Here is a 12360-nt window from a genome sequence, read left to right as displayed (position 1 = left end):
CGAAGAAGCTTCATCTCAGCCCTTCCTTCTCAACTTGAGCGCGATCGAAGGCACCAGCCCCTTCGGCAGGAAGATCATCGTCAGCATCAACACCAATCCGAAGAACACCATCTCATAACCGTGCAAACCGCCCAGCAATTGGGGCAGCGCGGTCATCAGCGCAGCGCCCAGCACGGCGCCGAAGGTCGAGGCCATGCCGCCGAGCACCACCATCGTGGCCAGTTCCACCGAATGCGTGAAGGCCGCGATCGAGGGACTGATGAAGCCGAGGTAGTGCGCCGTCAGGCTGCCCGAGGCCGCCGCGAACACGGCCGAGGCGACGAAGGCCCGGACCTTGAAGCGCGCCACGTCCACACCCATCACGCGGGCCGCGACCTCGGAGCCGTTGAGCCCGCGCAGCGCGCGGCCGGCCGGCGATTGGTACAGGTTGAGCGACAGCAGCACCGACAGCCACAGCAGCACCGCCGCCAGCGCATACCAGTGCCGCACCTTGGCGAAGGCGAAGCCGGCCACCTCCAGCGGCGGCACCGGCATGCCGTCGGGCCCGCCGGTCCAGTCGACCTCGTTGATCAGCACGATGTTGACGATCACGCCCAGGCCCAGCGTGGCCATGGTCAGCGAGTGACCCTTCAGGCGCAGGATGGGCTTGGCGATCAGCCAGGCCACCACGGCGGCGCCGACCGCGGCGCCACCGATGGCGGCCAGCGGCGGCCAGCCGAAGCGCGCGGTGACGATGCCGCTGACATAGGCGCCGATGGCGACGAAGGCCGCGTGGCCGATGCTGATCTGGCCGGCGAAGCCCATCAGCAGGTTGAGCCCGATGGCCGCGATCGCGGCCAGCGCGATGCGCACCGCGATGTCGACCACGTAGTTGTTCGGCAAGGCGAAAGGGAGCAGCGCCAGCACCAGGGCCAGCGCCAGCAGGGAAGGGCGGAACAGGGCCTTCATACGCGGTCCGAAGTCTTGGCGCCGAACAGCCCGTGCGGCATGACCAGCAGGATCACGACGATCATCACGAAGGGCACGGCGTCCTTGTAGGCCGACGAGATGTAGCCGGCCACCAGCGCCTCTAGCAGGCCGACGATCAGGCCGCCGACCACCGCGCCGAGTCCGCTGCCGAGGCCGCCGAGCGTGGCCGCGACGAAGCCCTTCATGCCGAGCATCAGGCCGATGTCGTAGACCGTGGTGGTGACCGGTGCCGCCACCACGCCGGCCACCGCGCCGAGCAGCGCCGACAGGCCGAAGGACAGCTGCAGAACCCGTGCCGTCGGAATGCCGACCGCGCGCGCCGCCAGCGCGTTGGCCGCCACCGCCAGCATCGCCTTGCCGACCATCGTGAAGCGGAAGAAGCCGAAGCACAGCGCCACCAGCACGGCGGCCGTGCCCAGCACCCACAGGCTCTGCGGCAGCACGTAGGCGCCCATGATCTGCAGCGCGCGGTCGCCGCTGAAGGGCGGCAGCGTCTGCTGGTTCTTGCCGAGCACGATCTGCACCACGCCCTGGATGAAGATCGAGGCGCCGATCGTGATGATGATCAGCGACACCACGCTGGCTTCGCCGGCCGGCCGGATCGCCAGCCGGTACAGCAGCAGGCCGACGATGACCGTGGCGGCCACGCCGCCGACCATCGCCAGGCCGTACGGCATCTGGTGGGCCAGCAGTGCGGCCGTGACCATGCCGCCCAGCATCAGGAAGTCGCCCTGGGCGAAGTTGATCACGCCGCTCGCGTTGTAGATCAGCGAGAAGCCCAGGGCCGCCAGCGCGTAGATCGCGCCGGTGGTCAGCCCCGAGAAGACGAACTGCATGAAGTCAGACAAGGCTGCCTCCCGGAAGGATGGAACGCGCCGCCAGGTGGTCGGCGCAGACGTCGGCGGTGCTGTCGGCGCCGATCAGGATCTGGGTGCGCGCGACCTCGTCGCGCAGGGTCGCGAGCACGCTGCGGCAGCCGGCCTCGGCGCCGCTGGCCATGCCCCAGACCGCGGCCCGTCCGACCAAGGCCGCGGTGGCGCCGCAGGCCAGCGCCTTGACGACGTCGCTGCCGCGGCGGAAGCCGCTGTCGACGAACACCGGCATGCGGCCTGCCACGGCATCGACGATGCGCGGCAGCACCGAGATGGTGGAGGGCCCCGCGTCGAGCTGCCGGCCGCCGTGGTTCGACACCACGATGCCGTCGATGCCGCTGCGCGCCGCGCGCTCGGCATCGGCCGGATGGAGCACGCCCTTGAGCAGCAGTGGACCGTCCCACAGACGGCGCAGCCAGTCCAGCTGTTCCCAGGCCAGCGTGCGGTCCATCGCGCGCGACAGCAGCGCGGCCTGCAGCTGCGCCGATTGGCCGCCGCCTTCCGATTCGCTCAGGTTCACGAAGGAGGGAGAGCGGCCCTGCCGTGCCATCGACAGCGACCAGGCCGGATGGCGCGCCAGGTCGAGCAGGGTCGAAGGCGTGAACCGGAACGGCAGCTTGAAGCCGTTGCGCACGTCGCGTTCGCGCATCCCGCTGACCGCCACGTCGACCGTCAGCACCAGCGCGCCGAAGCCGGCGCTGCGGGCGCGCCGCACCAGCTGCTCGGCGATCGAGCGATCGGACATCACGTAGAGCTGCAGCCACTGCTGGGCCTGCGGGTTGCGTTCGAGCCCGGCCGCGCGCACCGCTTCGAGTCGGTCGTTGGAGGCGGTCGACAGCACGAAGGGAACGCCTTCGGCCGCCGCCGCACGCGCCAGCAGCAGGTCGCCGTGCGGCCGTACCAGGCCGGAGAAGCCGATCGGCGCGATGCCCGCCGGCATGGTCCAGCGCTGGCCGAAGGCCTTGACCGAGGTGTCTGCGTTGCGCGTGTCGCGCAGCACCTGGGGCAGCAGGTGCAGCGCGGCCAGGTCGTCGCCGTTGCGGCGCAGGCAGCGTTCGTCTTCCGCGCCGCCATCGACATAGTCGAAGACGAAGCGCGGCAGGCGCCGGGCGGCGTGGCGCCGGTGGTCGTGGGTGTTCAAGTTCATGCGTTGCTCCGGGGCCGGGGCGGCCGCCGGCTCAACGAACTTCCTTGAACGCGCCTCCCTGGACTTCCACCATCCGGAAGGCCGACACGTCCAGGCCCATGTGGTCGGTCGGCGACATCTTGTAGATGCCGCTCACACCGACGAAGCCGCTGGTCGCCTCGATGGCGTCGCGCAGCTTCTGCTTGTCGGTGCCGCCGGCGCGCTTGACCGCGTCCACCACCATGAACAGCGCGTCATGCGCATAGCCGCCGAAAGTCGACACGTCCATCTTGGCCTGGGTCTCGAACTCCTTGGCGTAGTCGACGCTGACCTTCTTCTGCGGATCGGCGGCCGGCAGCGCGGACGCGATCAGCAGCGCGGGCGAAGGCATGCGGATGCCCTCCGAGGACTTGCCGGCGATCCGGATGAACTCGGTCGAGGCCTGCCCGTGGGTGGTGTAGAGCGGCTGCTTCATCGCCAGCTGCTGGTAGTTGCGCGCCACGATCGCCGGCGCCTGGCCGGTGCCGAAGACCAGGATCGCCTGTGCCGGCGAGGACTTGATCTTCGTCAGCTGCGGCGTGATGTCGGTGTCTTTCTCGCCGTAGGTCTGGTCCTCGACCGCCTTCATGCCCATGGCCTCGGCCAGCTTGAGGGTCTCGGTGCGGCCCGACTTGCCGAAGCCGCCGGTGTCCGACAGCAGCGCGAACTGCGTGAAGCCGCGCGTCTTCATCTCGGCGAGCACCTTCTGCGCCGCCATGCGGTCGGAGTGCGGCATCTTGAACACGTAGGGTTTGACCGGCTCGACGATCACCGAGGCGGCGGCCAGCGAGACCAGCGGCACCTTGGCCGCCTCGGCCTGCGGCGCCATCGCCATCGTGGAGCCGGTGGTCGATGCGCCGAGGATGACGTCGACCTCGTCCTGCATGATCAGGCGGCGCGTGAAGGCGTTGGCCTTGTTGGCGTCGCTGGCATCGTCGTAGAGCACCAGTTCGAGCTTGCGGCCGAGCACGCCGCCGCCGTCGTTGATCTTCTTCACGTACATCTCGAGCGTCTTCTGCTGCGGATCGCCCAGGAACGAGGCCGGGCCGGTGGCCGAGACCACCGCGCCGATCTTGATCGGGTCGGCGGCCAGCGCGCCGCCCCCGAAGGACAGCAGCGCGGTGCCGGCCAGCCAAGCGGTGGCGGCGCGGCGGCCGATGCGGAAACGGGCGGTGCGTTGGGCTTCGAGTTTCATCTTGTCTCCTGTGGTTCTTGCTTGAGGGAAAACGGGGGGCGTTCAGCCGGCCGGCTTGCGTCGGACGATGCGGATCGGATGGGACTTCGGCTCCGGCGGCGCGAGCCCCAGCGCGCGTGCCAGCGTGCGGCCTTCGGGGTCGTCCAGGGCTGCCGCGCGCGCCGAGCGCACGCGCGCTGCCGCGTCGTCGAGCGAAGGGTCCTGCGGCGCGTGCGCGAGCGCCGGCTGGATGTCGTCGAGCAGGCCCGCCAGGTTGCGGTGGCCGCGTTCGCTGGTCTCGCCGTAGCCCTTCACGAGGTTGCCGCACAGCGCGAGCTCGTAGCCCATGCGCGGGCTGATCGCGAGTGCGCGGCGGACGGCATCGAGCCAGCGCTCGATCATGGCCTGCTCGGCTGCGTAGCGCGAGGTGCGGCGGCGCAGCGGCCGCAGCGCGCGCAGCCCGCACAGCATGGCGAAGCCGAGCACGGTGTCGGTGCGCATGTGCAGGCCTACATTGAGCTTGTTCGCCTTGTGGCCCAGACGGCGTCGCAGCCAGTGCGCGGCCGGCGTCGGCAGCACCGAGCAGATCTCGTCGAGCCCCGGCTTGAGGTATTCGGTCAGCCGCAGCGGCTCGCCGGCCTTGGCGCCGACTTCCTGGCGCACGCGCTGCAGGCGGTCGCTGCGGGTCTTCAGATCGGCGACGCGGATCACGTCCTCGTAGCTCATCCAGAGCGCGAGGTAGCGCGCGGTCTCGCGCGTCACCGGGAAGTCGCCCCCGGTGGCCCGTTCGATGTCGCGCAGCGCCTCGACGCGCGACAGGTAGAGGTCGGCGTAGCGGGCGTCCTGGTAGTCGGCCACCTGCCGCAGTCCGCTGCCGACGATCGCGCGCAGCGGCTCGGGCAGCGCCCGCACACGGGCATCGGCCGACGCCCTGGCTTCGGCGTCCTGCGCAGCGGCGGTGGCCGCACCGCGGCCCGCCACATGCTCGAAGCCGGCCGCGAAGCCCTTCAGGCTGGCCTCGACCGCCTTGCCCGATGCGCGGATCGCCTGCTCGCAGGCTTCGCGCGAGAAGGGCAGCGCGCCGCTTGCGGCCATGGCGCCGAACATCACGGTGTTGATCACCGTGCCGTGCTTCCAGGCCAGCGAGCGCATGTCGAACAGGAAGGCACGCAGGGCGAGTTGCTGCGCCGCCTCGACCACCCGCTGGCCTTCGTAGCGGCCGTCGCCCATCGCGGTCTTCTCGGACACCGCGTACTCGCGGTGCAGCGAGGCCACCAGCGTGGTGCGGCGCGGATGCACGAAGCCGCCTTGCAGCACGCGCCCCGCTTCCACCAGTTCGGAGGCCGCGACGATGTCGACGTCGCCCGGGTTCGGCGTCAGCGAGAACACCGGCTGCGCGCCGCCGAGCTCCGCGCGCGCCACCGGATAGATCTCGATGTAGTAGTTGGTCGCGCCGGTGCGCTGCGCCACGCCCGGCACCGAGGTGCTCTGCACCGGGAAGTCCTGCGCGGCCGCGGCCGAGATCAGCCAGTCGGCCAGCACCCCGCCGCCTTCGCCGCCCATCGCGGCCACCAGCACGGTGACGATGCGCGGGCCCTGGCCGGCGCCAGGGAAGGTCGAATCGCTCATGCCGCCACCGCCTCGAAGTCGTTGCGCGCCTTGCCGGCCATCATCCCGATCACGCCATTGCGCAGCCGGTGCAGCAGCCGCTCCCAGGTGCCGGCGTTCTGCACGATCTCGGCCTTGTAGAAGGACGGGCAAAGGATCGCGGCATGGGCGTTCTCGCCGCACAGGCCGCAGCCGACGCAGCCCTGGTTGACCGTCGCCACCGGGTCGGTGCGCAGCGGGCTCGGGTTCGGCTTGACTGTCAGCGACGGGCAGCCCGACAAGCGGATGCACGAGTGGTCGCCGGTGCAGACATCGTCGTCGATGCCGAAGCGGGTGCGCACCACGCGCTCGCCGCGCTTGAGCTTCGCGGCATTGACCGGCTTGATGCGGCGCTGGCGCTCGAGCTGGCATTCGCCGTCGGCGATGATGACCTTGAGCCCGCCCTCGGCGGTCGTCATGGCCTCGTTGAGCGTCTCGCGCATGCGGCCGACGTTGTAGCTGGGCACCTTGCGCACCCAGCCCACGCCGACGCCCTTGAGCGCGGCCTCGATGTCCAGCGTCAGCGGCTTGGCCGCCGGCTGGGTCGGCGACGACGGGATCGCCTGCGTGCCGGTGGCCGAGGTGTAGCCGTTCTTGAGGATCACCAGCACCGAATCCTGCGCGTTGTAGACCGCGTTCACGATGCCGCTGGTGAAGCCGTTGTGCCAGAAGCCGCCGTCGCCCATGATGCTGACGACCCGGTTGCCCATCAGCGGCCCGACCCCCGAGGAGCTCGCGAGCCCGAGGCCGTAGCCGAGCACCGTGCTGCCCACGTTGAAGGGCGGCAAGGTGCCGAAGGTGTGGCAGCCGATGTCGGCGCTGACGTGGATCGCGCCCAGGTCCTTCTGGATCAGCTTGATGGCCGCGAACACCGGCCGCTCGGGGCAGCCGATGCAGAAGCCCGGCGGCCGGTTCGGGACCGGCATGCCGAGGGCTTCGATCGCCTGCGGCTTGAGTGTCGCCAGCGGCGCCGCGGCCTCGCCGACCCGCGCCACGCCCTCGGCCGCGAGCGCCTCGGGCGCCGAGCGCCGCACGAACTCGGCCAGCGCGCGCACCAGCACTTCACCGGTGTATTCGCCGGCCATCGGGAAGATGTCCTTGCCGTGCAGCGTGGTGTCGCTGCCGGCGCGCCGCAGGATCGCGTGCAGCGCATCCTCGATGTAGTTGGGCTGGCCTTCCTCGATCAGCAGCACCGCGCGCTTGCCGGCGCAGAAATCCACCAGCTCGTCGGGCACCAGCGGGTACACCACGTTGAGGACCTGCAGCGGGATGCGGCTGTTGCCGAAGGCGTCGGCCAGGCCCAGCTGCTGCAGCGCCCGCAAGGTGCCGTTGTAGAGGCCGCCGGGCAGCACCAGGCCGATGTCGCTGCAGTCGCCGTCGAAGCGCTCGTTGAGGCCCTCGCGGCGGATGAAGTCCAGCGCCGCCGGCCAGCGCGATTCGATCTTCATGCGCTCCTGGGCGTAGATCGAGGGGGGCAGGTTGATGGTGCCGAAGTCGAACACGGGCCGCTCGATGAGGTCGCGGGTCGACACCGCAGGCGCGCGGTTGTCCTTGCACACGAAGCTGCCGTGCACGTGGCAGGCACGGATGCGCAACTGCAGCATCACGGGCGTCTGGCTGGCCTCCGACAGCTCGAAGCTGCGCTCCACCGCGTCGACGATCGAGGTCAGGTTGGGCCGTGGGTCCATCAGCCACATCTGCGACTTCATCGCGAAGGCGTGGGTGCGCTCCTGGATGATGCTGGAGCCTTCGCCGTAGTCCTCGCCGAGGATCACCAGCGCGCCGCCCTTGACACCGGCCGAGGCCAGGTTCGACAGCGCGTCGGAGGCCACGTTGGTGCCGACGGTGGACTTCCAGGTCACGGCACCGCGCACCGGGTAGTTGATCGAGGCGCCAAGCATCGCGGCCGCGCCGGCCTCGGAGGCGCTGTTCTCGAAGTAGATGCCCAGCTCGTCGAGCAGGCCGCGGGCATCGCCCAGCACGTCGATCAGGTGCGAGACCGGCGCGCCCTGGTACCCGCCGATGTAGCTGACGCCCGACTGCAGCAGCGCCTTGGTGACGGCGAGGATGCCCTCGCCGTGGAATACCTCGTCGGCGCCCAGCGAAAGGCGTTTGACTTCTTCGGCGAATGATCGCTCCATCTCTTCGTGTCTCCGTGGCTGGCTTGTTGGCTGGCGGACGAAGAATAGAAGCGGAGTCTTAGTTATCCAATCGATGCAGCCTGCGTTACATATAGATGAATTCGATGGGGCCGCCGGGCTCAACGCGCCGCGCGCGCCGCCTCCGCCACGCGCCGCGGCACCTGCACCGTCGCATCCAGAAGCATCTGCGCCATGCCCTTGCCCAGCGGGTCCATGCGCATCGACGACGGGCCGCCGCCATCGAGCGCATCGTGCAGCAGCAGGTTCATCGATGCGATGCCGGGCAGATGGAAGCGTTCGACCTTGCCGTGCACCAAGTGGGCGAAGTAGTCCCCGACGAACTGCGGCGTGACACGCGACCACAGCAGCGGCAGCCACTCCGGCCGGCGCGCGATCAGGCCGATGTTCGACAGGTTGCCCTTGTCGCCGCTGCGGGCCCAGGCGAGCTCGATGAGGCGAACCTCGACCTGCTCGCCGCCGTCCTCCTCGAAGGGCGGCGGCTCGGTGGCCGGCGAGGCCGCCGCGCCGTCGACATCGGCGGGAATCTCCACCGCATGCCGTTCGCCTCCGAGCACGAAGGCCACCGGCACCGCGGCCTTGGCCAGCGTGAACGCGAAGGGCTTGATCAGCGGCGACACCGCCGGCCGTCCGCCGCCGGGGCTGGTGGTGCCCGGCGCCCACGAGGTGCCCGACGGCGCGATCTCGCGCGCGAACATCGCCAGCGCCGCCTTCTGCGGATGATTGGCGACCACCCGCATCGTGACCTCGCGCACTTGCCGCGTGCGCGCGTGCGGGCCGTACAGCCATTCGGAGCCGATCACCTCGATGTAGGTCGAGGTGAAGGGTGGCAGGCCCATCTGCTGCAGGATCTCGCCGGTGCGCTCGATGATCGCCTCGGCGGTGCGTACCGCCTTCTTCTCGGCGTCGATGCCGACGAAGACCATGCTGCCGGCGCACCGGAAGCCGTCGAGCTGCGTGGCCGAGACCTTGTAGCTGGGGGAGGGCGCGCGTCCGCGTGCGGGGCCCACCCGCACGCGGTCGGCGCCGAGCTGTTCGATCACGACCTCGCGGAAATCGCAGCTGACGTCGGGCAGCAGGTAGGCCCCGGGGTCGCCGATCTCGTAGAGCAGCTGCTCGGCCACGTTGGCGCGGATCACCTTGCCGCCGGTGCCCTCGGGCTTGGTGACGACGAAACTGCCGTCGGCATGGCATTCGACGATCGGGTAGCCCATGTGGGCCCAGTCCGGGATGTCTTCCCAGTCGGTGTGCAGCCCGCCGGTGGCCTGGCAGCCGCACTCGATGATGTGGCCCGCGAGGCTGCCCGAGGCCAGCAGGTCGTGGTCGCCGGGCTGCCAGCCGAATTCATGCATCAGCGGCCCGAGCGTGACCGCGCTGTCGACGCAGCGCCCGGTGATGACGACGTCGGCGCCAGCCGCCAGCGCAGCCGCGATCGGCAGCGCGCCCAGGTAGGCGTTGGCGCTCAGCACCTTCTCGGGCAGTGCCTCGCCGGTGAACATGTCGCGGGTGCCGGCCTCGCGCAGCTGCGGCATCTGCGTGCTGACGTCGTCGCCCTCGACCACCGCGATGCGCAGCGCCACGCCTTCGGCATCGGCCAGCGCCTGCAGCGCGGCGGCGCAGCCGTGGGGGTTGATGCCGCCGGCATTGCTCACCACCTTGATGCCCTGGCGCTTGACCTCGGCCAACACGGATTTCATCGCGATGTCGACGAAGTCGGTGGCATAGCCGAGTTCGGGTTTCTTGGCCCGGGCCGAGGCCAGGATCGACATCGTGGTCTCGGCCAGGAAGTCGAACACCAGATAGTCGAGCCGGCCGAGCTTCACGAGCTGCGGCGCCGCCACCATGCTGTCGCCCCAGAAGCCGGAGGCGCCTCCGATGCGGACGGTTTTCTGCGGGGTCGGGGGGGTGGTCATGGTGGTCTCGCTCCTCGGTGTCGACGGGGTGTCGCTGGAGCAGGAGCTTAGCCAGCCGCTCCGCCCGAGGCTTGCGCCAACTCGCTGACGAGGCGCAGCCATTGGGCGCAAGACGGGCGCTACCCGTCGATGGCATCATCGACGCTCCTGCCATGCCATTGCCGCCTTCTTCCGCCGAACGCACCGAGGTGCACGCCCGCACCATCACCATCCGCGGCCATCGCCGTGCCGATGGCCTCTGGGATGTCGATGGCCACCTCGAGGACGTGCGCGCCCACGACTTCCGCTTTCCGGGCGGCGAGCGGCGCGGCGGGGCGCCGATCCATTCGATGTGGTTGCGGCTCACGGTCGATGCCACCGCGTTGATCGTCGATGCGGTGGCCGCCACCGACGCGGCGCCGTTCGACGAGGTCTGCGGCAGGATCGCGCCCGACTATGCGGCGCTGGTCGGATTGCGTGTGGGGCCTGGCTTCAACCGCGCCGCCGTGCGGCTGTTCGGCGGCGTGCGCGGCTGCACCCACATGTCGGAGCTGCTGCGGACCATGGCCACCGGCGTGCTGCAGACGCTGGCGGGCGCCGACCTCGCGGTCTCGCAGACCCAGAAGCCCTTCCAGCTCGACGGCTGCCACGCATTGGCCACCGACGGGCCCCAGGTGGCCAAGTTCTATCCGACCTGGTACCGCGCGAAGGGCGAGGACGAGCCGTCGTCCTGAAGCGGGTCAGGCCCGCACGAACGTGAGTCGCGCCTCGTGCGCCAGGCCGTCGCGAACGATGTCGCGGGCCTCGTCGTCCGCGAAGTCGAACAGGGCGTCGGGGATCTCGTCTTCCTCGAGCGCGAAGAGGATCTCGATCGCCTCCTGCTGGGCTTCGGAAAAGGTCTTGCCCCGGGCCAGCCGATCGAACTTCGCGGCGGTCTCCTTCGGTGCCAGCTGCCGCAGCTCGAGCAGCTCGAGCACGAGCTTGATCTGCGACGGGGTCAGGGGCTTGGGGGCGGCGGCGGAAGGCTTCATGGCGTTCGATCCTTTTCGGTGGGGCAAGGGACTTTTCCTTTGCCTCGGAACCAGTCTCTTCGTCGATCCTTAAGCGTGGCTGAAAAGGCCGCCGAAGTGCTTTCCCGCGCGCCAAAACATCGCCTGCGCGTGAGGAAAGTCTCGGTTGTCCGATCGGCCGTCGTCATGGATGCGACACCTGCGGGGCCGGCACCGGGCTGCCCGCTGCATGGATATCGGCCGCGGGCGCGCGTTCTTTAGCCTGCCGCCGCGGCTTCCGGCGGGGCCAGCAGACCGGCCACCTTGGTAGGCACGTCCCGGATCAGGTCCAGTGCCTCCTGGTTGCAGCCGCGCAGCCGGTCCTCGGCGTCGAGGTCCTTCTCCATCGACGCCCGCAACGCCGCATAGGTGTTGCCGCCCAGGGCGATCACCTGGCCGATGTAGGGCGTGACCCGGGCGTAGAGCGCGTGGTCGAGCGCCGCGAGCTGCATCTGGGCACCGACCAGGGTCGCCACCTCGCCGTGGAACTCGACCTCGAAGGAGGCCAGCGCCTCGCGGCTCGCCTTGCCCGAGGTCAGGACCTTGAAGGTGGCCCACATCATCGAATGGGCGGTAGAGGCCAGCGTTCGGGCCACGGTCGCCACCGCCTCCCGCGTGTCGCGGCGATGCTGGTCTTCGCGCGAGCGCGACCATTTCTCCAGCGCCAGCTTCGACTGGCGCCAGGCCGCAAGCGCCCCGCCCACGATGCCGGCGAGGGCGCCGACGGCCACGCCGAGCACGACGGCCAAGCCGGTGTCGAGCGTCATGAGGGCCACCTGTTCGAGGGGTCGTGTCGAAGTCTTGTCATTGGGTTCGCTGGGTCGCTATCGAAAAACGTCTTTGCGGTCGCCGAGTTCGACGACCAAGATGCGTATCTGTTGGTCCTGGATATCGCAGATCACCCTGCAGTCACCGACCCGGTAGCGCCAAAAGGCGCCGAGCAACGGCCCCGTCAGTGCCTTGCCGGAAGCCCGCGGGTCCTGCTGGTTCGCGATGCGCTCATCCATGAAGTCGACGATGCGTCGGGCCGTCTGCTTGTCGAGCTTGCGCAGTTGCTTGAGCGCGGTGTCGGTGTAGTCAATGGTCCAGGCCAAGCTTCGTCCTCACCGCTTGCGCGCTGTGAACCTTCTCTTCGCCCTTGCGCACGCGCTCGAGGGTGGCCGCTGCCAGGTAGTAGTCTTCGAGGTCGGACAATCCTCTTTCCACCAATTCGCGCAGATAGAAGGCCTTGGTCCGGCCCGTTTGCGAAGCAAGAAAATCGAGCCGGCTTTCCAGCGCCGGGTCGAGGCGGATCGAAGTGGCCATGGCCAGGCTCCTTTGAATACGTGTATTCATTGTATCCATTTCGCCTGAATCCTGGCCGCGTCGCTTACGCAGGAGCGCTCCGGTACGGTCTCGCAGCCAGTCGGCGCAAGACCATTCCCGTCCGCGCC

The 12360-nt window shown here is 69.6% G+C and carries 12 protein-coding genes; 1 reads left to right on the top strand and 11 read right to left on the bottom strand.

The genetic code is table 11. From position 1 onward, the window contains the following. Positions 1-15: 15 nt before the first annotated feature. From QZH52_RS26175 to QZH52_RS26145, 7 genes are all read right to left on the bottom strand, one after another. Entirely contained in the window at positions 16-948 is a 933-nt protein-coding gene (locus QZH52_RS26175) for a branched-chain amino acid ABC transporter permease (protein ID WP_301813601.1), read from the bottom strand. Further along, on the bottom strand, positions 945-1817 hold the full coding sequence (locus QZH52_RS26170; protein ID WP_301813600.1) for a branched-chain amino acid ABC transporter permease: 873 nt from the start codon (positions 1815-1817) through the stop codon (positions 945-947). The genes QZH52_RS26175 and QZH52_RS26170 overlap by 4 nt, the downstream gene beginning before the upstream one ends. Beyond that, positions 1810-2988, bottom strand: coding sequence for an alpha-hydroxy acid oxidase (locus QZH52_RS26165; RefSeq protein WP_301813598.1), 1179 nt, complete (start codon positions 2986-2988; stop codon positions 1810-1812). Before QZH52_RS26165 ends, QZH52_RS26170 begins: the two co-directional genes overlap by 8 nt. Before the next feature lie 31 nt (positions 2989-3019). Beyond that, entirely contained in the window at positions 3020-4201 is a 1182-nt protein-coding gene (locus QZH52_RS26160) for an ABC transporter substrate-binding protein (RefSeq protein WP_301813597.1), read from the bottom strand. 42 nt (positions 4202-4243) lie between these two features. After that, positions 4244-5809 (bottom strand): indolepyruvate oxidoreductase subunit beta family protein, encoded by a 1566-nt coding sequence (locus tag QZH52_RS26155; RefSeq protein ID WP_301813596.1) that lies wholly within the window; start codon positions 5807-5809, stop codon positions 4244-4246. Next, positions 5806-7968 (bottom strand): thiamine pyrophosphate-dependent enzyme, encoded by a 2163-nt coding sequence (locus QZH52_RS26150; protein WP_301813595.1) that lies wholly within the window; start codon positions 7966-7968, stop codon positions 5806-5808. Before QZH52_RS26150 ends, QZH52_RS26155 begins: the two co-directional genes overlap by 4 nt. Before the next feature lie 119 nt (positions 7969-8087). Continuing rightward, positions 8088-9899: an acyclic terpene utilization AtuA family protein gene (locus QZH52_RS26145; RefSeq protein WP_301813594.1), complete on the bottom strand. Its 1812-nt coding sequence runs from the start codon at positions 9897-9899 to the stop codon at positions 8088-8090. A 152-nt stretch (positions 9900-10051) separates the two neighbouring features. Between QZH52_RS26145 and QZH52_RS26140 the strand changes: the two genes are divergently transcribed. Further along, positions 10052-10612, top strand: a complete 561-nt coding sequence (locus tag QZH52_RS26140; protein WP_286537929.1) for a DUF2889 domain-containing protein — start codon at positions 10052-10054, stop codon at positions 10610-10612. Positions 10613-10618: 6 nt separating this feature from the next. Here QZH52_RS26140 and QZH52_RS26135 read toward each other — a convergent pair whose 3' ends face one another. From QZH52_RS26135 to relB, 4 genes are all read right to left on the bottom strand, one after another. Further along, positions 10619-10909: a hypothetical protein gene (locus QZH52_RS26135; RefSeq protein ID WP_286537930.1), complete on the bottom strand. Its 291-nt coding sequence runs from the start codon at positions 10907-10909 to the stop codon at positions 10619-10621. A gap of 236 nt (positions 10910-11145) precedes the next feature. Continuing rightward, positions 11146-11694, bottom strand: coding sequence for a hypothetical protein (locus QZH52_RS26130; RefSeq protein ID WP_301813593.1), 549 nt, complete (start codon positions 11692-11694; stop codon positions 11146-11148). A 57-nt stretch (positions 11695-11751) separates the two neighbouring features. Next, positions 11752-12021, bottom strand: a complete 270-nt coding sequence (locus QZH52_RS26125) for a type II toxin-antitoxin system RelE family toxin (RefSeq protein ID WP_301813592.1) — start codon at positions 12019-12021, stop codon at positions 11752-11754. Then, positions 12005-12232: a type II toxin-antitoxin system RelB family antitoxin gene (gene relB, locus QZH52_RS26120; RefSeq protein WP_286537933.1), complete on the bottom strand. Its 228-nt coding sequence runs from the start codon at positions 12230-12232 to the stop codon at positions 12005-12007. The genes QZH52_RS26125 and relB overlap by 17 nt, the downstream gene beginning before the upstream one ends. Positions 12233-12360 lie beyond the last annotated feature (128 nt).

Source organism: Variovorax ginsengisoli (assembly GCF_030486595.1).
Classification (GTDB): Bacteria; Pseudomonadota; Gammaproteobacteria; order Burkholderiales; family Burkholderiaceae_C; genus Variovorax; species Variovorax ginsengisoli_B.
The sequence above is the reverse complement of the archived record's forward strand: the minus strand, read 5'-3'. Positions and strand labels throughout refer to the sequence as shown.

What these genes read in the sequence shown, in the direction of transcription:
- QZH52_RS26175 (WP_301813601.1), bottom strand. Translation starts at nt 948, where the DNA reads ATGAAGGCCCTGTTCCGCCCTTCCCTGCTGGCGCTGGCCCTGGTGCTG.
- QZH52_RS26165 (WP_301813598.1), bottom strand. Translation starts at nt 2,988, where the DNA reads ATGAACTTGAACACCCACGACCACCGGCGCCACGCCGCCCGGCGCCTG.
- QZH52_RS26160 (WP_301813597.1), bottom strand. Translation starts at nt 4,201, where the DNA reads ATGAAACTCGAAGCCCAACGCACCGCCCGTTTCCGCATCGGCCGCCGC.
- QZH52_RS26155 (WP_301813596.1), bottom strand. Translation starts at nt 5,809, where the DNA reads ATGAGCGATTCGACCTTCCCTGGCGCCGGCCAGGGCCCGCGCATCGTC.
- QZH52_RS26150 (WP_301813595.1), bottom strand. Translation starts at nt 7,968, where the DNA reads ATGGAGCGATCATTCGCCGAAGAAGTCAAACGCCTTTCGCTGGGCGCC.
- QZH52_RS26145 (WP_301813594.1), bottom strand. Translation starts at nt 9,899, where the DNA reads ATGACCACCCCCCCGACCCCGCAGAAAACCGTCCGCATCGGAGGCGCC.
- QZH52_RS26140 (WP_286537929.1), top strand. Translation starts at nt 10,052, where the DNA reads ATGCCATTGCCGCCTTCTTCCGCCGAACGCACCGAGGTGCACGCCCGC.
- QZH52_RS26135 (WP_286537930.1), bottom strand. Translation starts at nt 10,909, where the DNA reads ATGAAGCCTTCCGCCGCCGCCCCCAAGCCCCTGACCCCGTCGCAGATC.
- QZH52_RS26130 (WP_301813593.1), bottom strand. Translation starts at nt 11,694, where the DNA reads ATGACGCTCGACACCGGCTTGGCCGTCGTGCTCGGCGTGGCCGTCGGC.
- relB (WP_286537933.1), bottom strand. Translation starts at nt 12,232, where the DNA reads ATGGCCACTTCGATCCGCCTCGACCCGGCGCTGGAAAGCCGGCTCGAT.